Here is a 19,561-nt window from a genome sequence, read left to right on the forward strand (position 1 = left end):
ACCCGGGCGTGCCCCTTCACCGGGGGCACGCCCGGCGGCCGCCGCCGGGCCACCTCGACCTCGCGACGAGGGTCGCGGCCCGGCGCCACCCCGCCGAGTCGCGCCCGGTGGAGCGGTCGCGTCGCCCGGCCAGGCGGCGGGAACCGATTTCGATGGTGGGGTCAGAACTCCCGGCCGTCGTCGAACCACTCGGCCGGCCCCTCCCGCGCCGGCACGTGGAAGCGGGCGGCCAGGTCGAGGTAGACGTCCCAGACCTGTTCCCGTTCGGCGGTCTCGATCACCCCGTACCGTTGATCCAGGCCGTTGACGTCGGCGATGAACCGGCGCAGCGCGCGCTCGGCTCGCGGAAGACGATCCGGCGCCGACGGGACGATGCCCTCGGCGGCCGCGAGCGCCCGCGCATAGGCGGAACCGGCCTCCTCGGCGGCCGCCTCGGACTCCTCCACCCAGTTCCGGAACGGGTTGCCGAGGTTCCGGGCCAGCCAGGCGTCGGCGACGTCACCCCGTATCCGCACCCGCACGGCGCTGCCCCGATAGCGGTCGCGCAGCGCCCCGGCCACGCTGCGGCGGATCCCGTCCACCTCGAGGCGGCGCAACTCCGGAAGATCGGGCAGGTCGTCCGGGCCGAGGGCGTAGGCGCCGAACAGCGAGACGGCGCGCAGGCGGGAGCAGGCGGCCAGCAGGTGCGGATCCTCCAGCGTGCTCCGCGGGTCCTCGAAGTCGACCCGCAGGTCCGTCAGCTCGGTCAGGCCGGACAGCACCGAGGCGGACACCCCGGCGCCCACCCGGAGCCAGAGGTTCCGCACCCGATGGAGGCCGTCGGGAAGCCGCACGCCCGGTTCCCCACCGCCTCGCATCCGGTGAAGGCCGTCGGAGAGCCGCACGCCCGGTTCCCCGGCGTCTCGCATCCGGTGAAGGCCGTCGGGGAACCAGCGCAGGCTCACGTCGTACCCCGCATCGGGAAGATCGACCCGCAGCGAGCGTGACCGGCCCGCCAGGAGGAGAGTCTCCATGCCGGGCAGCCGGAGGCTGCGCAGCTCGCCGCAGCCGAGCACGCGCAAGGCGCCGACCGCGGTGCCGGTGAGGTCGATGTCGCCGACCGGATCGCGCCATTCGAGGAAGCGGATCCGCGGACGGGGGCGGAGCGCCTCGGCGAGACCCCGGTCGGCGCCGGACCACAGGATGTTCCTGCTCCGCGGGAAGGCGTCCAGCGCGGTGAAATCGACCGGGCCGTCGGCGGGCACGCGATGCATCAGATCGAGTACGGCCGTCGCGGCGGTCATCGTCTGTGGACCGGCCCCGAAATCGACCTCGACGGTCGCCGGCGTCACGGAGCGCAACCCGAAGGCGCCGGACAGATCAGACATCCGATCATGGTAGAACCACCGGATCCGGTGAAAGCCCGGAATCCGCCGTGACTTCGGCACACTCTCCGGCGCACCATGGATCGACGTCCTTCCACCTCTCCCCGAGCCCGGCGATTCGGCAACATCATCGCTGGTGGATCGCCATGCGGGCACCCACCGCGGAACAGCGCCGCCCACCGCGCCCCGGCTAGATCAACAACGCAGTGTCGCCGGATCGACGCCGTTCGTAATCAACTCGGGGTTTCGTGTCGCGCCTCGGCATCGCACCATGGATGGCGGGTGATGCATGCGATGAGCGGGCGACGACTGGCAGTAGTGGTTAGCGTCGAGCAGCACGACGACCCCGTGTTGCGCAGGTTCTCGGTGCCGTCGGCAGATGTTCCGGCGTTCGCGGACATGCTCGGGGAGCCGGCGCTCGGCGGGTTCGACGTGACGTATCTACGAGATCCCGGGGCGCGCGAGGCGTACTCCCGAATCAAGTCGATCTTCGACGGCCGGGAGCAGGACGACTGCGTCCTCGTCTACTTCCGTGGCGTCATGCTGACCGGGCCCGGCGGCGGGCTCTACCTCGCCACCGCCGACACGGTGATGGGCCGGCCCACCGACACCGCGATCGACGTGGCGCAGATGGCCGCCCTCATGCAGCGGAGCCGGGCCGGACAGGCCGTCGTCCTGCTCGACGGGCGGACCGGCAGCCCCGTCGACGCCGGGCACCACTTCCGCGCGGCGCGGGCCGCCGAGTGGCAGAGCCGCGTCGTCATCGCCGCCACCGCCCGGCCCGAACCACCCACCTTCGCCGGGCTCATCACCGACGGCGTCGTCACCGGCGCCGCCGACCGCGACCGGGACGGCTGGATCGGCATCGGCGAACTCCACGACCACCTGCGCGAACGCGACCCCAGCGTGCGGCAGTGGGTGTTCGGGTCGGGCCGGCAACCGTACCTGGCCCGGATCCGCCGCCAGGGCAGCGACCAGATGGCCCAGATCGCCCAGCTCGCGGTCGCGGCCGCCGGCGAGGACCTGTCCCGCGCCGTCGAGGCCCGCTCGTCGCTGCGGCGGCTCGCCACCGGCGAAGGCCGGGTCGCCGCCGCGGCGTCGGCCGCCCTCCGCCGCACCTCGATCCGCCTCGCCGAACCGGCCGTCGACTTCGGCCGGGTCGCCCCCGGAACCCGCCAGCTCGCCGCCGTCGTCGCCGTCCAGGGCCCACCACTGGCCGCCGCGTCGGCGGTCTCCAGCGACACCGAGGGCCTGCACGCCCGCCTCGAAGGCAACGTGCTGCGCGTCTCCTGGTTCCCCACGGTCGGCCGGCTCGACGGGGCGGTCACCCTCGACGGCCCGGCGGGATCCGCCCGGCTCACCGTGACCGGCGAGGTCGCCGCGGACTTCGACGTGGCCACCGGCGGCTGGGTCCCGGCACCCGTCGGCAACGGCGCAGCTACTGCTTTGCCCGCGCCGCCCGGCACCCCACCCGCGAGCGGCCCTCCGGCCGTGCCTCCCGCGAGCGGCCCGCCGGCCGTCCCCGCGAGCGGCCCTCCGGCCTTGCCCCCCGCTAGCGGCCCTCCGACCGCTGTCCCGCCCAGCAGCGGCGCTCCGGCCGCGAGTGGTTTCCTGCCTCCCGGGTCGCCGGCGGTGGGTTCCCGACCGACTTCCGGCGCCGGCCCATACGCCGTCCCTCCCCCGCCTTCAACCGGCACCGGGCCGCACACACCGGCTCCGGGCGGGGGCCCGCAAGCCATCCCTCCCGGATCCGGTGCCGGGCCGCACACCTCGCCTCCCGGCAGCGGCCCAAACACCATCCCACCCACATCCGGTGCCGGGCCGCACACCTCGCCTCCCGGCAGCGGCCCACACACCATCCCACCCACATCCGGTGCCGGGCCGCACACCTCGCCTCCCGGCAGCGGCCCACACACCATCCCACCCACATCCGGCGCTCACACCTTGCCTCCGGCCGATGGCTTCGCTCCGCCGGCGCCGGGTAGCTCGCAGGCCGCGTGGGAGGCTGCCTGGGCAGCGGGCGGCCAGCCCTGGCCGGGCGAGATTCCGACGCCCGAAGAAGCGTGGCCCGGCGAGACGGCCTGGCCTCAGCCCTGGCAGAGCCAGACACCGGACTCCGCAGCGGCACACGGGCTTGGGGAGACCGCACCACCCGCTCAGCCGGTCGACACGCCCACGGCCGCGGGATCACCGGCGGCATGGCCATCCTCCGCTTCGGCGCCGGCATCCCCCAACCCCTCCTCCGGTACGGCGGAAGCGGTCCCGCCCTCAACCGGATCCCCTGGATGGGCACCGACATCAGGCTCCCCGGCATGGTCGCCCACAAGCGGCCCCCCGGCTCGGAGCACCCCGTCACCGGCCGCGGGCAGCACCGCCTCGCATCCGGACGCTGCTGCCGGCGCGTCACCGATCCAGGGTCCGCCCGCTGACGCTTCCCCGGGGGTCCGATCCGGCCACTCGCCCCACCCCGACCGGCCCACCGAAGCCTCACCATGGGTCCGCTCCGACCAGACACCCACCAACCCGGCACTCCCCACCAGCCAACCCGCCGAAACCCCACCATGGGTCCGCACCGACCAGACACCCACCAACCCGGCACTCCCCACCAGCCAACCCGCCGAAACCCCACCATGGGTCCGCACCGACCAGACACCCACCAGCCCAGCGCCCCACACCGACCGGCCCACCGAAACCCCATCGGGGGTGTCCGCCGGCCAGACGCACACCCCGCCCGCTGAGAGCTCTCCGTCGGTACCGGCGTCTTCGGCGCTGTCCGCTGGCGCGTCGCCGCGGGTCTCTCCCGGTGGAGTTCCGGGCTCGGACGATTCGGCTGGGGCGCGCACCGCGGCACGGACCTCGCCGTGGGCACCCACCAGCGGGCCACCGTCACCGAGTCGCTCCAGCATCCCCACGGCCGGGAGGCCGGGCGGTCCGGGGCATCAGGCCGGCTGGGCAGCTACCGGCGAATCGGCGTCGACGGAGAGTTCTACCGCCGGGCAGATGGGTGACGCCGGTGGTCGGGTGGCTTGGCCATCCGTCGGCGGCTTGGTGTCTGACGGCCATGTGGACGAGCCGCACGGTGACTCGACTGGCGCGGGTGCCAGCGAAGCAGCCCCGTCCGGGGAGACCGTCAGGCCCGTCGTTGAGCCTTCGGTGGCGTCCGAACCGGAAACAGACAGCGACACCTCGGCTGTGGAGCGCTCGGGTGTTCGCGGTAGTGAGTCCGGAGCCACTCTTCCGGAGACCGGATCGTCCGGGTCTTCGGATGACGAACCCCTGGTCGCGCCCAGGGCGACGGTACGTGGCTCGTTCCCGGTAACGGCAGCAGCGGATGTCCCGGGTTCTCCGGAACCGGTCGCGATCACCGGTTCGGAGGCAGATGGGGACGCCACTACGGCGGAGAGCGACCCGGCGAGCGCTGCACCGGTCTCCAACAGGGACAACATGCCCGTTTCCGCCAAAGACCCGTCGGCCGGCCCGGGACACCGAGATGACGTCATCGTCGGCCCGGCGGACGAATCCGAACCCGACGGTGCCGACGACAACTCCCCCGCGCATTCCGCAGCGGGTTCCAGCGCGGAAGATCCGGCTTCCGGGCCGGACCGGACGGCCGATGGCTCAACGATCCCCGTGGCGGCTTCCGATGACATCCCCGTGCCGGACGGCGACCAGGCAGAGGCCGCTGAGGAATCGGCGGACGGCAGCCCGGCTGGAGGACTGCCGGACGTGAACGCGACCGGCGCGGCGATCACGGAAAGCCCGGACCCGGTCCGGTCCACCGGTTCGGAGCCGGGAACCGGTTCGGAGCCGGGAACCGCCTCGGAATCAGAAACCGCGGATAGCAGCCCGAACCCCGTGGTCGACCAGACCCGACGGCCTGCGGTCGTGGACGGCGGAGGGTGGCCGGTACCGGGCAGGTCGTGGGGTTCACAGGAGTCCGATCCGGACGGTCTCTGGCCTTCGGCGGGGCGGAAACCCGGCCGAGTCTCGGCGGTCTCCGACACGGCAGGCACTGCGGACGCTGTCCCGGGAGGTGCTCCGGCAGCAGCCGCAGGGGAAACGCACGCGGGCGACACCAACGCAGATGCCGTCGCGAGCACGGCAGGCACGCCGGGCACTGTCACGGCAAGTACCGCCACGGCAGACACCACGGGCGCTGTCCCGGCAGGTGCTCCGGCAGCAACCGCAGAGGAAACGCAACCGAGCGACACCAACACCGATGCCGTCGCGAACACGGCAGGCACTGCCGCGGTGGACACCACGGGCGCTGCCACAGCAGGCACGCCGGGCACTGTCACGGCAAGTACCGCCACGGCAGACACCACGGGCGCTGTCCTGGCGGGCGCTGCGGCAGCGACCGCAGAGGAAACGCAACCGAGCGACACCAACACCGATGCCGTCGCGAACACGGCACGCACACCGGGCGCTGGCGCGGCGGACACCACGGGCGCTGTGTCGGCAGGCACCGCCACGGCGGACACCACGGGCGCTGTCCCGGCGGGCGCTGCGGCAGCAGCCGCAGAGGAAACGCAACCGAGCGGCACGAATGCAGATGCCGTCGCGAGCACGGCAGGCACACCGGGCGCTGTCACGGCAGACACCGCGGGCACTGGCGCGGCGGACGCAGCGGCAGCAGCAGCCGAAGAGGGAATGCACCCGAGCGACACGAATGCGGATTCCGTAGTGAACGCGGGTGGCAGGGGCGAGAGTGCTCGGGAGGGAGCGTCCCCCGACCTCGATGAGCATGGCGCGGAGGGGCCCGCATCCGGTCGGGCCGATGACGGTGGCCGCGGTTCGGTGGAGGAGAGTTCGGCGGGGCCGGCCGGGCCGTGGCCGGGGCGGACGTCGGGGAACGGGGTCTCGATCCCGGCTCAACGGCAACCGGCTGAGGAGAGTGGGCCTTGGCTGGTCCCGTCAGCGCAAGGCGAGTCGGCCGCGGAGCGTGGTGGGTTCGCGGAGGCGGGTGCCGCTCGGGGGTTCGCCGGGGAGCAGCAGCCGCACGGATGGCCGGGCACCGAACAGCAGGGCACACCGGCCCGCCCGTGGGCCGCGTCGACCGCTGGTCCGGGAACGGAAGCCTCGACCGGACCGGATACAGCAACCGCGCCCTGGCCGGGCACATACGCACATGGCCCTTCCGAAACCGGCCCGGCGCACGGGAACCTGACGGCAGGAGATCCCCTCAGGACCGGCCACACGGCCGGAGGCACATCGGACGTGGGTATGGCCGGGGCATCGGCCGCAGCAGCGGCTGCCGGCGCTGTCGCTGGCGGACCCGACGCTGTCGCGGGAGGACCCGGCGCGGCGGATGCCAGCGCAAGCCCGGCAAGCACAGGCCCGGCAAGCACAAGCCCGGCAGACTCAGGCGCGGCAAGCACAAGCCCGGCAGACTCAGGCCCGGCGAGCGCAAGGCCCGCAGACTCAGGCCCGGCGAGCGCAAGGCCGGCGGGAGCCGGTGCGGCCGGGTGGCCGACGTCGCCGGCGGCCGATGGATGGCCCACGTCACCGGCCGGCGGATGGCCGACCTCCCCGGCGACCGCCTGGCCTGGGTCCGACCCGTGGGCACAGGCTCAACCGGCGGCCGACCCGTGGGGGCAGACGCAACCGGCCGCCGACCCGTGGGCACAGACGCAACCCAGGGCCGCCCAGGCACCGGGGACAGCACATCCGGACGACCAGCCAACCGACGCCTACAGCGCCGGCTACCCGGGCGTACAGCCTGGCACCGCCTACGGCCCGGCCGCCGGCACCGAAACAACCGCTCCCGGACAGACCGCCGGACCGGGAACCGACGCATACGGGCAGGCCGGTGGGCCGGGAACCGGGAGCCACGGGCCGGCCGACGGCTCGGCAGCGGCCACTTTCGGCCAACCCGGTGGACCGGGAGCTGGCGGCTACGGGCCGACCGCCGGACCGGGAACCGACGCATACGGGCAGGCCGGTGGGCCGGGAAGCGGGAGCTACGGGCCGGCCGACGGCTCGGGAGCGGCCACTTTCGGCCAACCCGGTGGACCGGGAGCTGCCGGCTACGGGCCGGCCGGCGGGCGCGGGGGCAGCGGGTACGGCGGTCCGCCCCGGGTGACCTATGAGGACGGATCAGGGTTCGGGGGCTCCGGACCGTACGGTGACGAAGGGGGTAAGCCGCCGCGCAAACGCCTGGCTCTGGTGGCGGGGGTGCTGGTGGCGTTGCTTCTGCTGGCCGGCGCGACGTACGCCGGAGTGCGGTTTGCCCTGAGCAACGACGAGCCGGAAGCCGCCCCGCCGCGGACGACTCCCACGCAGCAGGCGTCGCAGGAGCCCGGGGCCGTGCCGACCGAGCCGGCCGGGACGCAAGCGCCGGCCGCGCCCGCGAGTCTGGCGAAGCCGGTGGTGCTGGAGCAGATCAAACTCGGTCAGGAGCCGGAGGGTGTGGCGGTCTCGCCGGACAATCGGACGATCTACGTGGCCGATCAGAGTTCCAGGGACGTGCACATCGTGGACGTGCAGTCGAAGAAGATCAGCGTGGTGAAGGTGCCGAACACGCCGCGGTTCCTGGCGTTGTCGGCGGACGGCGGCCGGCTGTATGTGTCGCTGTTCGAGAACGACTTCACCGGCAACGGGCTCGCGGTGATCGACACGGCGAACCGGAGCCTGGTCAAGACGATCCGGACCGGGCCGCGGCCGTTCGAGCCGGCGGTGGCGCCGGACGGGAAGGTGTGGGTGCCGATCCACAACGGGGCCCGGGTGGAGATCTACGACGACAAGACGCTGACCGAGGCGGCGCGGATCTCGGTGCCGCCGAATCCGCACTGGATCGTCTTCACGCCGGACGGGCGGACCGCGTTCACCGCCAACCACGAGTCGAGCCAGATCTCGGTGGTGAGTGTGGCGGACCGGCTGGTGCGGAAGAATTTCAAGGTCGGCAAGTCGCCGCACGCGCTGGCCGTCACCCCGGACGGGAAGCGGCTGGTGGCGACCAACTACGACCTGGACACGGTGGAGGTCTACGACACCGGCGACCAGCGGCTGATCCACAAGATCAAGGTGGGGCGGGAGCCGCAGGCGGTGATGATCTCCGGGGACAGCCGGCACGCGTACATCGTGAACGAGGGGTCCGACAATCTCTCGGTCATCGACCTGTCCTCGGGCAAGGTGGTGTCGACGGTCGGGGTCGGGGACAGTCCGCGGGTCAACGCGCTGTCACCGGACGGCAAGCGCCTGTACGTGACCGACGGCCGAGGAAAGACGGTAACCGTTCTGAGAGCGTCGGAGGAGTAACGATTCCCTGGTAGCGTCGCGCCATGTCGACGGATTCCATTTCGCGCTCGCGGTTGACCACTCTCACGCAGAGGGAGCTCGCCACTTTCGCCGACCGGCACCCCGGCTCGAAGAACGCCTATGCGAACGCCACCCATCTCTTCGGCCGGGTGCCGATGACCTGGATGAACAAGGCCGCCGGAAATTTCCCGATCTACTTGGACAGGGCGTCGGGGAACCGGATCACCGACGTGGACGGCAACGAGTTCGTCGACTTCGCTCTCGGCGACACCGGCGCGATGGCCGGCCACTCCCCCGAGCCGGTGGTCGCCGCGGTCACCGAGCGTCTCCGCAGCGGCCTGGCCACCATGATGCCGACCGAGGACGCCGCGGTCGCCGGCGCCGAACTGGCCCGCCGTTTCGGGCTGCCGGCCTGGAGTTTCGCGCTGACCGCCACGGACGCCAACCGGTGGGCGATCCGGCTGCTGCGCGCGGTCACCGGCCGGTCGAAGATCCTGGTGAACAGCTACTGCTACCACGGCTCGGTGGACGAGTCGCTGATCGTGGTGGGCCCGGACGGGCGGGGCGTCTCGCGGGAGGGCAACGTCGGCGCGCCGGTGGACGTCACGATGACCAGCCGGGTGGCCGAGTTCAACGATCTGGCGGGGCTGGAGCGGGAGCTGGCGTACGGCGACGTGGCCGCGGTGCTGATGGAGCCGGCGCTCACGAACATCGGGATCGTGCTGCCGGAGGACGGCTATCTGGCCGGGGTGCGGGAGCTGACCCGCCGGTACGGCACCTACCTGATCCACGACGAGACGCACACGTTCTCGGCCGGGCCGGGCGGGGCGACCGCGTACTGGGGTCTGGAGCCCGACGTGGTGACGATCGGGAAGGCGATCGGTGGCGGGGTGCCCGTCGGGGCGTACGGATTGAGCGCGGAGCTGGCCGGAACGCTCAGCGGAAGGGACGATCTGGACCTGGTGGACATGGGTGGGGTGGGCGGCACGCTGGCCGGCAACCCGGTGTCGATGGCCGCGACCCGCGCCACCCTGAGCGAGGTGCTCACCGAGGCCGCGTTCGCCGGCATGATCGAGAGGGCTACGGCGTTCGCCGACGGCCTGGTGAAGATCATCGAGGGGTACCGGCTGCCCTGGTCGGTGAGCCGGCTCGGCGCCCGGGTCGAATACCGGTTCGCCAGTCCCGCCCCGCGCAACGGCACCGAGTCAGCCCGCGGCGCGGACCCCGAACTCGAGGACTTCCTGCACGTCTACCTGGCCAACCGGGGTGTGCTGCTGACGCCGTTCCACAACATGGCGCTGATGTGCCCGCAGACCACGCTCGCCGACGTGGCCCGGCATCACGAGATCTTCGACGCGGCGCTGAACGAACTGGTGTAGGCCCGGCGCGCCTCGGTCAGCTCCGGAAGGTGCTCGGCGCACCAGTCGCGGGCCGCGTCGATCAGGGTCAGCAGGCTGCGGCCCAGCGGGGTGAGCGCATACTCCACATGCGGCGGGTTCGCCGGGAACTCGGTGCGCGTCACCAGGCCGTCGCGTTCCATCGCCCGCAGCGTTTCGGCCAGCACCTTCTTCGTGATCGCCGGCAACGGCACGAGCAGCTCACCGAACCGGCGCGGCCCGTCCTCCAGACAGAGCACGATCATCGCCGTCCACTTGTCACCGATCCGCAGCGGCACCTGCCGGGTCGGGCACTCGGGAGCGAACATGTCCGGACTCAACTCGGTCGTCACGAAGCCCACCGTATCGCCGGTTTCGTTGCGGTAACCAGACCCCCGTCGATTAGCGTCCGCGCCATGACCAGCATCGTCATCTTCGGAGCCGGTGGCCGGGCCGGCCGCGCCGTCACCGCCGAGGCCCAGCGCCGCGGCCATCGGGTGACCGGGGTCGTCCGCGACCCGGCCCGCCACCCCACGCTCAGCGCCGACCGTGTCGTCCCGGGCGACGTGCAGGACGCCGCCGCCATCGCCGACCTCGTCCGCGGCCACGACGCCGTGGTCAACGCGGTCTCCCCCGCCTCCGGCCCCGAGGAACTGGCGGCCCTCGGCACCCTCGACGAGAAATGGTTCGTCACCGCCGACGAGGCCCTGCTCACCGGCCTGGCCTCGGCCGGCGTGCCGCGCCTCGTCCTGATCGGCCTGTTCGTCAACCTGCGCTCCGCCGACGGCGGCCTGCTCCTCGACGATCCGGCCGTCCTGCCCACCGAGTTCCGCCCCTTCGCCCTCGCCCACACCGCCGGCCTGGAACACCTCCGCGCCGCGGACACCCCCGTCGACTGGCTGATGCTCACCCCACCGGCCCATCTGGACGTGAACGCCGCGCGAACCGGCCGCTACCGCACCGGCGGCGAGACCGCCTCCGGCACGACGCTGTCCTATGCCGACCTGGCGGTCGCCGCCGTCGACGAGATCGAGTCACCCACCCACCACCGGACGCGGATCTCGGTCTTCGACTGAGGCCGCCCGGCGGAGATGGTCCGCTGATCCCGCCCTGCCCGAACACCGTGTCATCCAGTTCGGGCAGGGCGGGATCAGCCCCATCTGCGTGCGCCATGGCGGCCGATCTTCACCTGCATGAGGGCCATATATTCCGGTACGCGCTTCGCCGCCCCCGGCACTATTCGCCGTCCCGCCCCGCCCCGCGAGCGGACTGCGACTCGAGGCTCTGCCGCGCCCGCCGGGCGGACCTGCCCACTCACCCTCACCCCCTCCGGATCGAGGACCGTGCGGCCGGTTGCGGTGGCGTCGAGGAACGCGCGGCCGGTTGCGGTGGCGTCGAGGAACGCGCCGTCGGTCGCGGTGACGTCGAGAAACGCGCCGCCGGTCGCGGTGACGTCGAGAAACGCGCCGCCGGTCGCGGTGACGTCGAAGAACGCGCCGCCGGTTGCGATGGCGTCGAGAAACGCGCCGCCGGTTGCGGTGGCGTCGTCATGATTGCCAACACCCCACTCTGCCACTCGATGCCGTCCACCACTCACGCCTTGGCGTCCGGTCGGCCGTGACGGGCCCGATGGGCGCGATGCCGCTGATCGAGAGCCATGCGCGGGCGTCCGGCAGTTTCTTCGAAATCCGACTACAGCAGTGGCGTCTTCTTCGCGGCATCCTCGAAATGGGATTGGCATGATCGACTTTCGGCCAGGGCTTACAGTTTTCTCTCCGGCCGGGAGACAATTCAGGTATGAGCCAGCTCCAGATGTTCCCCCCGAAAGAGTTGGCGAGGATGCGTGATCGCCGCGCGCGCCGAAACTATTCTCAAGCCGCTGAGGATTTCCGCCGCGAGCATGAGCGGCATCGAGCATGGGGCCTTCGTCAGCGTCACGCTCAACGCTTGCGCCGGGCCGCTGCCGCCCCTCCCGCCGCGGTCGATCGGTCCCATGAGCAGATCTCACGCACGCCTGATCCGGCCACGGCGAAGCAATCGGTCAAAGCGCAACCAGCGGCCCTGACCAGCAACCCACCGGCCGAAGCCCCACCACCGGCCACGGCCAAACCCCTGGTCACAGCACGGCGATCGAGCGAAGCACAACCACCCGCTCCGACCAGCAACCCACCGGCCGAAGCCCAGCGGCCCGTCCCAGTGAAACCGCCGGCCACGGCAAGGCAACCGGTCGAAGCGCAACCACCGACGCTGACCAGCAACCCATCGATTGGAGCCCAGCCACCGACCACGACAAAACCCCTGGTCACGGCACGGCGATCGAGCGAAGCACAACCACCCGCCCTGACCAGCAACCCACCGGTTGGAGCCCTGCCGCCGAGCGCGGCACGGTTTGGGGCGGGTGGGTCAACGCAGCATAGCCGGATCAGCATGTCTTCTGTTCGATGTGGATCGGACGCGGCTCCGCTTGCCGCGTGTGGTGACCGCGTGCGGAGTGGCGGCAGCGCCGCCCGGTTCGTGGTTGCCGTGCGGAAGATCCGTGCGACGGTCGGATCCGAGGGCCGGGATCGCGCGCTAGACGGGGCCGCGCGGCGGGACGGCGTGGGTGATGGGGTCGCGAGAGTGGCCGCGGTGGGCATTCGGTGGGCTTTGTCAGGGCAAGTGGCTCGCACTCGGCCCCGGATCACGCCGGGTGACAGCGAGACAGGAGGTGGTTGCGATCCATGGGGGTGCCGCGGGTGGCCGGATCGCGGGGCTCCGGAAGGTCGATCAGTGCCAATACGCGAGGGGTGCGCCGGTCGAACTCCGGGTCGAATATCGCCACTGGGATTGGCCTCACACAGTTTCGAGAATTCTCCGTTCTCGCTCCGGGCTGATCCGCTTGAGCGCCCGAATTCCCGTCGGACATATTCGCGGCCACATTTTCGGATGACACGGATCCAGCCGATTGAATATCCCGGGAGCACCATCCTGCCAGCGACTGGAATGAACAGCCGAACTCCGCCCGGTAGACGCGGCACAGTTGGGTGTGGCAGGCGGCCGCACGGCTCAGTAGGACATGGCGGGCGCCCGCGCGACTCGGCGGGACGGGGCAGGCAACCGCACGGCCCCGCGGAGTGGACCAGGCGGCCGCCCCGACCCGGCGGGATGGGGCAGGTGACCGCACGACCCGGCGGAGCGTGGCAGGCGGCCGCGCGACCCGGTGGGGCGCGGCGGGCGGCCGCGCGACCCGGCGGAGTGTGGCGGGCGGCTGCGCGGTTCGGTGGGGCGCGGCAGCGGCTGCGCGGTTCGGTGGGGGTGGGAATGTGGTGGGGGCGGCGAACGGCGTACCGGTGAAGGGGTTGAGGGCGAGGGGCCTGTGGAGGGTGTGCCAGGGTGAAGGGCATGGATGCGCTTCGTAATCGCTTTCGGGAACTGCACTCGGCCGGGACCTTCGTGATCGCCAATGCGTTCGACGTGGGGTCGGCCCGGGTGCTGGAGGGGGTGGGCTTCCCGGCCCTGGCGACCACCTCGTCGGGGCTGGCGGCCACTCTGGGGAAGCTGGATCAGCAGGTCACCAGGGATGAGCTGGTGGCCCATGTCGCGGCGGTGACGGCGGGGGCCGGGGTTCCGGTCAGTGTGGACTCGGAGCGGCTGTTCGCGGAGACCGCCGAGGGGATCGCGGAGACCGTGGATCTGCTGGCGGAGGCCGGGGCTTCGGGGGTGTCGATCGAGGACTACGACCCGGTGGCGGGGGTGGTGGAATCGCTCGCGGTCGGTGTCGAGCGGGTCGGGGCCGCGGTGGAGGCCGCCCGGCGGCACGGGGTGGTGGTGACCGCCCGGGCCGAGAACTTCCTGTACGGGGCCGGGGATCTCGACGACACGATCGATCGGCTGGTGGCCTACCGGGATGCGGGTGCCGACGTGCTGTTCGCGCCGGGGGTGAAGGCTGTCGGGGACATCGAGCGGGTGGTCGCCGCTGTTCAGGCGCCGGTGAACGTGCTCGCTCTGCCGGGTGCGCCGAGCGTGCCGGAGCTGGCGAAGCTTGGGGTCCGGCGGGTCTCGGTGGGCGGGGCGCTGGCCTGGGCGGCCTACGGGGCGGTTCGGGACGCGGCCCGGGAACTGCTGGAGACGGGAACCACCGGCTTCCGGGCTCACGGGCTCACCCCGGCCGAGGTGAAAGCCGCCTTCGGCAACTGACAGCCGAGATGAAGAGCGGCTGAGGGAGCTGCATCGGGCGTGAACCCGGCGATGACCGCCTCGGGGTCCCGGGTTCACGCCAAACCTCCTCGCTTCACAGGAGTTTCACAGCATTGCGGGTGAGATGACCGCAAAGCTGTTCCAAGGGGGAGGAAGAACATGAAGAGGACGATCGCGATCATCGCGGCCTGTGCCGTGGTGCTGGCGAGCGCCGGCGTGGCCGAGGCGGCGGCGGTTCCGTCTCCGTTGACGCTGGTGGCCGCGAGCAGGACGGTGACGGCGGAGCGGTACGTCGACGGCGACGACGTCTATCTGTCGTTCAACCTGGGCCTGCACGTGATCGCCGGGAAGGATCCGCTGGTGGTGCGGGCCAGGAGGGCCGGTTACGACAAGCCGATCGTCGCGCACCGCAGCGTAGTCACCAAGGGCAAGCGCACCTGGGTGCGGCTTCCGGCCGGGACGGTCAGGGACTTCACCGGGCTCAAGGACTTCACCACGATCACGATCGCGGACGCCAGGGGGAAGACGGTCGCGACGTACCGGACGCGGTTCTGCGGCAACTCGGACCAGTCGGCGCGGACCCGGCCGACCGCTCCGGCGACCAACCCGTACCCGATGGGGTGCGGCGGCGAGAATCCGTTCACGCTGGGCGCAGTCTGGGGTGTGCAGGCCGGCTGGAACGCCGCGATCACCGACCAGCCGGCGTCGGCGGCGACGTTGAAGGCGTTGAAGGCGGGCCGGTACACGGCCACGGCGACGGTGAATCCGGCGTACCGGAAGGTGTTCGGCATCCCGGCGAAGAGCGCCACCGCCAAGGTGGCTCTGAACGTCGTCGACGTCGAGCCGGTCGCGGACAAGTCGCTGGCCGGCGGCCACGAGGCGCACGGTCAGGTCTCCGACCGGCTGCCCGAGTTCCGCGCGGCGGCGAGCCGGCCCACCGTCTTGCGGGCGGCGCCGAAGGCCGGTCCGAAGCCGGATCTGCGGTCGCTGCCGGCCTGGGGCATCAGCCTCTCGCAGGAGGACCGGAAGTGGTACGTCAACTTCGGCGCCACGGTCTGGAACGCCGGCACGTCTCCGCTGGTGGTGGACGGCTTCCGGCGTACCGGAACGGATCTGATGGACGCGTACCAGTATTTCTTCGACGCGAAGGGCAAGCAGGTCGGGTCCCGTCCGGCGGGCACCATGGAGTGGGACGACCGGGAGGGCCACAAGCACTGGCACTTCACCGATTTCGCGCAGTACACGCTGCTGAAGAGCGACAAGAAGCTGGCGGTGCGCAGCGGCAAGGAGGCGTTCTGCCTGGCGAACACGGACGCGGTCGACTACACGATCGCGGGTGCGAAGTGGCGGCCGGAGAACACCTCGCTGGAGACCTCGTGCGGGGCGAACACCGTGGTGGCGGTGCGTGAGGTGCTGGACATCGGCAACGGCGACACCTACACCCAGGACCGGCCCGGCCAGTCGTTCGACATCACGGGCCTGCCGAACGGCACCTACTGGATCCAGGTGACGGCGAACCCGAGCAACCGCCTGGCCGAGCTGACCACCGGCAACAACGTCGCGCTCCGCAAGATCGTGCTGGGCGGCACGGCGGCGAGGCGCACCCTGACCGTGCCGGCGGTGCACGGCATCAAGGGCTGACCGTCTCCCGGCCGGTCGTCCGTGACGCGAGGAAGTCCAGGTCGGCCTCCCAGCCCAGACCGGGTACGGAGGGCACCTCGACGAATCCGCCGTCGCAGACGACCGGTTCGGTGGTGACGTCCCGGGCGTAGTACTTGTCCGAGCCGGAGACGTCGGAGGGCAGGGTGAAGCCGGGCAGCGAGCTGAGCGCCACGTTCGCGGCCCGGCCGATCCCGAACTCGTGCATGCCGCCGCACCACACCGGCACGTCGTGGGCGACGGCCAGATCGTGGACGCGGACCGCGGGGGTGAGCCCGCCCATCCGGGAGACCTTGATGTTGAGGATCCGCCCGGCGCCCAGCCGTAACGCGGTGATCAGGTCGTCGACCTCCTCGACCGACTCGTCGAGGCAGATCGGCGTCCGCAGGGCGGCTTGCAGCGCGGCGTGGTCGACCAGGGCGCGCGGTGCGAACGGCTGCTCGATCATCAGCAGGCCGAGCCCGTCCAGCTCCTCGAAGATCGCACGATCGTCAAGAGAATAGGCGCCGTTGGCGTCCACGTGCACCGGCACGGAGGGGAAGGCGGCACGGACCGCGCGGACCGGTTCGACGTCCCAGCCCGGCGCGATCTTCAGCTTCACCCGCCGGTATCCCTCGGCGACCCGGGCCCCGACCTGGGCGAGCAGGTCGTCGATGGTGGGCTCGATGCCGAGCGACACACCGGCTTCGACCTTCGCCCGCTCACCCCCCAGACCTTTCGAGAGGGGTACGCCCGTCGCCCGCGACCAGAGTGCCCAGCCCGCCATGTCGAACCCGGCCCGCGCGAAATGGTTCCCCCGCACCTTCGCCATGGCCGCCGCCAGCTCGGACGGATGCTCCCACCGGGTGGCCAGTACGAGCGGCGCCAGGAAGGTGCGGGCGACCGCCCAGCAGCTGTCCACGGTCTCGGCGCTGTAGAACGGCCCGCTCGGCGAGGCGATCTCCCCCCAGCCGACGGCCCCGTCCGAACCGGTGAGGGTGACGAGGATGTGTTCCAGCTCCCGTTTGGCGTGGGAGCTGGTCTGGAACCGGTGCACGAGCGGCAGCCGGACCCGGCGCAGCTCCACCTTCTCGATCCGGATCATGTCTCTTCCGTGTAGAGGCCCAGTTCCGCGGCGAGGTCGTCGCGGTCGCGCAGGCGGCGGCCGGCGCCCTTGGAGCTGGCGATGGTCAGGGTGGCGAGCAGGTGCAGGGCGAGCACGACCGAGGTGGGCGAGTTCGCGTACGACGCGCTCTCGGCGCCGATCACGATGGCGGTCGTGGCGTGGGCGGACAGCGGGGTGTCGTCGGCGTCGGTGATCAGCACCAGGTCGCCGCCGCGCCGCGCGTACGCCGACGCCACGTCCACGGTCTCCCGGCGGTAGCGGGACAGGGACACGGCGATCAGCAGGTCGCCCTGCCGGATGTCGCTGAGCACGTCGAGCGGCCGGGCCGAGCCGCCGTCGACGAGGTGCACGCCGGACAGCCCGGCGCTCAGGTCGACCGCCAGCATCGAGGCGTAGCCGAGCGACTTGCCGTGCCCGATCAGGTAGCGCCGGCGGGCCGACACGATCAGGGCGGCGGCCCGTTCGATGGCGTCCTGTTCGGCGGCCCAGGCCAGCGCCTTCTCGAACTCGGTGCGCTGCTGCTCCAGGACACGCTGCTTGAGCACCTGGGCGGAGCGGCGCTGCACGTTGCGGTCGAACCGCTCGGACGGGGTGGACCGCCGGGTCGTCACGGTTGAGCGTTCTCGAACGTGTAGACGACCCGGTCCGCGGCCCCCGGCACCCGGGCGACGCCGACCAGGCGGCCGCCGGACGCGAACCGCTCCTGGAGGCTCGCGCGCAGCCGGGCCCGGTCGGACAGTGACGGCGCGGCGAACCGCGGGTCGGCCGGGGTCTGCACGGGCGGGCCGGGGACGCCGGACTTGCGGGCGTGCCACAGGTCCCAGCTGACCAGGATCCGGTCGGTGTCGCCGCCGTAGTAGCCGGGCAGGAACCGGACCCCGGTGGCGCGCAGCACGGCCAGGTTGAAGTGGGCGTTGCGCAGCGCGTACGGATCGAAGGTCCACCGCATGGTGCGCGCTCCCGTGCCGCGCGCCACCTCGGCCTGCGCCTGTTTGAGCAGGCGGCCGACGCCGAGGCCCTGGGCCCCGGGCGCGACGACGGCGGCCTGCGAGTAGTGGTAGAGCTCGCCGCCGTCGACCGCGGAGAAGCCGAAGCAGAAGCCGATCACCTCGCCGGCCGGGTCGAGGGCGCCGATCACCGAGCCGGAGTTCTCCCGGAGGGCGGCCAGCAGGCGGGGGCTCACCCCGTACTCCGGCTCCTCGTAGCCGAAGACCGTCCGGTAGAGGCGGGCCGCCGCAGTCCACTCGGCGAGTCCGTCGAGCTCCCGCACCGACAGCTCCATACCGCACCTCCGGGTAAGGATAAGGAACGTATGAGTGCCATCCTGGCAACATCATCGCTCGTTGACAACGCTGTAGGGGCAACTTAGCGTTCGTATATGTCGTCACCCGAGCTGGCAGCGCTGCACCGGTACACGATCCTCGAGTCACCCACCGGGGATGCCCGCTCGCTGGCCGCCCTGGCCGAGGTGCTGGAGGCGGACGCCGGTCGCGCCGGTTTCACGACCGCCCGCGAGCCGCACCCGACCGGCGACCACCTGCTCTGGAGCCTGCCGGCCCGCGGCGTCACCGGCCCGCCGGTCCTGCTGCTCTCCCACTACGACACGGTGTGGCCGGTCGGCACGCTCGCCGGGATGCCCTGGTCGGTGGAGGGTGACGTGGTGCGCGGTCCCGGCGTCTACGACACCAAGGCCGGCCTCGTCGCGCTTCTCGCGGCGGCGGCCCGGATCAAGGATCAGGACCATCCGGAGGTACGGGTGATCGTCGTCGCCGACGAGGAGATCGGCTCGCCGACCGCCGGGGCCCTGGTGCGCGCCGAGGCCGGGCGCGCCGCCGCGGTGCTCGGCCTGGAGCCGCCGCACCCGGGCGGCGACCTGAAGACGGGCCGCCGGGGCAGCACCCGGGCCCGGATCGAGGTGACCGGGGTGGAGGCGCACGCCGCGCTGGACCCGGACGCCGGGGCGAACGCCATCGACGAGCTGGTGGACCAGCTGATCCACGTCCGGGCGGTGGCGGCGCGGCGGCCGGTGCTGCTGAACACCGGGACGATCGCCGGCGGTGGCCGGACCAACGTGGTGGCCGGCCGGGCGCACGCCGACCTGGGGCTACGGTTCTCCGACCCGGCCGACGAGGAGGCGCTGCTCGGCGAGTTGCGGGCGCTGCGGCCGGTCCGGGAGCGGGCGGCCGTGTCGGCGCGGCTGCTGTCGCACCGCCCCACCTGGCGGCCGGATCACGCCGGGGCGCTGCTGCTGGACCGGATCCGGGGCATCGCGGCCGGTCTCGGGCAGACCCTGGACGGCCGGCCGGCCGACGGCGCGGCGGACACCAACACCACCGGCGCGCTGGGGCGGCCCACCGTGGACGGGCTGGCACCCCGCGGCGGGGGTGCGCACGCCCGTACCGAATGGGTGTCGGCCGACGGCATGGCCGAACGGACCGCCCTGCTCACCGCTCTCCTCGGCCCCTCGGGTCTGGCCCCGCGGCTCCGGTGAGCGGCTCGTCGGGCGGGACCAGCTCACGGTCCGCCTCGGCCCGGGGACGTGCCGCCGGATGGCGGGGCATGTCCTCGGGCTTCTTCTCTTCCGGTTCGCGCTGATTTTTCATGTCAGCGGAATTCCCTGTTCC

General features: G+C 72.2%; 14 protein-coding genes. 6 read left to right on the forward strand and 8 right to left on the reverse strand.

The genetic code is table 11. The features are described from left to right. Nucleotides 1-161: 161 nt before the first annotated feature. Nucleotides 162-1,367 carry a hypothetical protein gene (locus J5X75_RS27120; protein ID WP_208470332.1) on the reverse strand — a complete coding sequence of 402 codons (1,206 nt, stop codon included), beginning with the start codon at nucleotides 1,365-1,367 and terminating at the stop codon, nucleotides 162-164. A gap of 438 nt (nucleotides 1,368-1,805) precedes the next feature. Further along, nucleotides 1,806-2,621 (reverse strand): hypothetical protein, encoded by an 816-nt coding sequence (locus J5X75_RS27125; protein WP_208470333.1) that lies wholly within the window; start codon nucleotides 2,619-2,621, stop codon nucleotides 1,806-1,808. Nucleotides 2,622-7,442: 4,821 nt separating this feature from the next. Here J5X75_RS27125 and J5X75_RS46095 point away from each other — a divergent pair. Then, the gene (locus J5X75_RS46095) at nucleotides 7,443-8,621 is read left to right on the forward strand and encodes a YncE family protein (protein WP_208470334.1); all 1,179 of its coding nucleotides are present in this window, start codon (nucleotides 7,443-7,445) and stop codon (nucleotides 8,619-8,621) included. A 23-nt stretch (nucleotides 8,622-8,644) separates the two neighbouring features. Beyond that, nucleotides 8,645-10,000, forward strand: coding sequence for a transaminase (locus tag J5X75_RS27135; RefSeq protein ID WP_208470335.1), 1,356 nt, complete (start codon nucleotides 8,645-8,647; stop codon nucleotides 9,998-10,000). Here the strand turns inward: J5X75_RS27135 and J5X75_RS27140 are convergent. After that, nucleotides 9,961-10,350, reverse strand: a complete 390-nt coding sequence (locus J5X75_RS27140) for a winged helix-turn-helix transcriptional regulator (RefSeq protein ID WP_307798279.1) — start codon at nucleotides 10,348-10,350, stop codon at nucleotides 9,961-9,963. The two genes, J5X75_RS27135 and J5X75_RS27140, sit on opposite strands and share 40 nt — an antisense overlap. 63 nt (nucleotides 10,351-10,413) lie before the next feature. Between J5X75_RS27140 and J5X75_RS27145 the strand changes: the two genes are divergently transcribed. After that, a complete protein-coding gene (locus J5X75_RS27145) occupies nucleotides 10,414-11,073 on the forward strand; it encodes an NAD(P)-dependent oxidoreductase (protein ID WP_208470336.1) in 660 nt (219 codons plus the stop codon). Nucleotides 11,074-11,147: 74 nt separating this feature from the next. Here J5X75_RS27145 and J5X75_RS27150 read toward each other — a convergent pair whose 3' ends face one another. Then, entirely contained in the window at nucleotides 11,148-11,573 is a 426-nt protein-coding gene (locus J5X75_RS27150) for a hypothetical protein (RefSeq protein WP_208470337.1), read from the reverse strand. A gap of 215 nt (nucleotides 11,574-11,788) precedes the next feature. After that, on the reverse strand, nucleotides 11,789-11,992 hold the full coding sequence (locus J5X75_RS27155; RefSeq protein WP_208470338.1) for a hypothetical protein: 204 nt from the start codon (nucleotides 11,990-11,992) through the stop codon (nucleotides 11,789-11,791). A 1,386-nt stretch (nucleotides 11,993-13,378) separates the two neighbouring features. On the opposite strand from J5X75_RS27155, the gene J5X75_RS27160 reads away from it, so the two are divergent. After that, nucleotides 13,379-14,173, forward strand: coding sequence for an isocitrate lyase/PEP mutase family protein (locus tag J5X75_RS27160; protein ID WP_208470339.1), 795 nt, complete (start codon nucleotides 13,379-13,381; stop codon nucleotides 14,171-14,173). Nucleotides 14,174-14,332: 159 nt separating this feature from the next. Further along, the gene (locus J5X75_RS27165) at nucleotides 14,333-15,814 is read left to right on the forward strand and encodes a lysyl oxidase family protein (protein WP_208470340.1); all 1,482 of its coding nucleotides are present in this window, start codon (nucleotides 14,333-14,335) and stop codon (nucleotides 15,812-15,814) included. Here J5X75_RS27165 and menC read toward each other — a convergent pair. From menC to J5X75_RS27180, 3 genes are read right to left on the reverse strand one after another with little or no spacing between them, the layout of a single operon-like run. Further along, nucleotides 15,804-16,916 carry an o-succinylbenzoate synthase gene (gene menC / locus J5X75_RS27170; RefSeq protein ID WP_208470341.1) on the reverse strand — a complete coding sequence of 371 codons (1,113 nt, stop codon included), beginning with the start codon at nucleotides 16,914-16,916 and terminating at the stop codon, nucleotides 15,804-15,806. The two genes, J5X75_RS27165 and menC, sit on opposite strands and share 11 nt — an antisense overlap. Beyond that, nucleotides 16,913-17,548: a MurR/RpiR family transcriptional regulator gene (locus J5X75_RS44650; RefSeq protein WP_208470342.1), complete on the reverse strand. Its 636-nt coding sequence runs from the start codon at nucleotides 17,546-17,548 to the stop codon at nucleotides 16,913-16,915. Before J5X75_RS44650 ends, menC begins: the two co-directional genes overlap by 4 nt. Beyond that, a complete protein-coding gene (locus J5X75_RS27180) occupies nucleotides 17,545-18,219 on the reverse strand; it encodes a GNAT family N-acetyltransferase (RefSeq protein ID WP_208470343.1) in 675 nt (224 codons plus the stop codon). The genes J5X75_RS44650 and J5X75_RS27180 overlap by 4 nt, the downstream gene beginning before the upstream one ends. A 96-nt stretch (nucleotides 18,220-18,315) precedes the next feature. Here J5X75_RS27180 and J5X75_RS27185 point away from each other — a divergent pair, with 96 nt between their 5' ends. Next, nucleotides 18,316-19,428, forward strand: a complete 1,113-nt coding sequence (locus tag J5X75_RS27185; RefSeq protein WP_208470344.1) for a M20/M25/M40 family metallo-hydrolase — start codon at nucleotides 18,316-18,318, stop codon at nucleotides 19,426-19,428. The last annotated feature ends 133 nt before the right edge of the window (nucleotides 19,429-19,561 follow it).

It is taken from the genome of Actinoplanes flavus (assembly GCF_017592555.1).
In the GTDB taxonomy this organism is placed as follows: Bacteria; Actinomycetota; Actinomycetes; order Mycobacteriales; family Micromonosporaceae; genus Actinoplanes; species Actinoplanes flavus.

Excerpts from the sequence above, each read along its gene's own strand:
- J5X75_RS27160 (WP_208470339.1), top strand. The coding sequence starts at position 13,379 with ATGGATGCGCTTCGTAATCGCTTTCGGGAACTGCACTCGGCCGGGACC.
- J5X75_RS27180 (WP_208470343.1), bottom strand. The coding sequence starts at position 18,219 with ATGGAGCTGTCGGTGCGGGAGCTCGACGGACTCGCCGAGTGGACTGCG.
- J5X75_RS27145 (WP_208470336.1), top strand. The coding sequence starts at position 10,414 with ATGACCAGCATCGTCATCTTCGGAGCCGGTGGCCGGGCCGGCCGCGCC.
- J5X75_RS27185 (WP_208470344.1), top strand. The coding sequence starts at position 18,316 with ATGTCGTCACCCGAGCTGGCAGCGCTGCACCGGTACACGATCCTCGAG.
- J5X75_RS27155 (WP_208470338.1), bottom strand. The coding sequence starts at position 11,992 with ATGGGACCGATCGACCGCGGCGGGAGGGGCGGCAGCGGCCCGGCGCAA.
- J5X75_RS27135 (WP_208470335.1), top strand. The coding sequence starts at position 8,645 with ATGTCGACGGATTCCATTTCGCGCTCGCGGTTGACCACTCTCACGCAG.
- J5X75_RS27165 (WP_208470340.1), top strand. The coding sequence starts at position 14,333 with ATGAAGAGGACGATCGCGATCATCGCGGCCTGTGCCGTGGTGCTGGCG.
- J5X75_RS27120 (WP_208470332.1), bottom strand. The coding sequence starts at position 1,367 with ATGTCTGATCTGTCCGGCGCCTTCGGGTTGCGCTCCGTGACGCCGGCG.
- menC (WP_208470341.1), bottom strand. The coding sequence starts at position 16,916 with ATGATCCGGATCGAGAAGGTGGAGCTGCGCCGGGTCCGGCTGCCGCTC.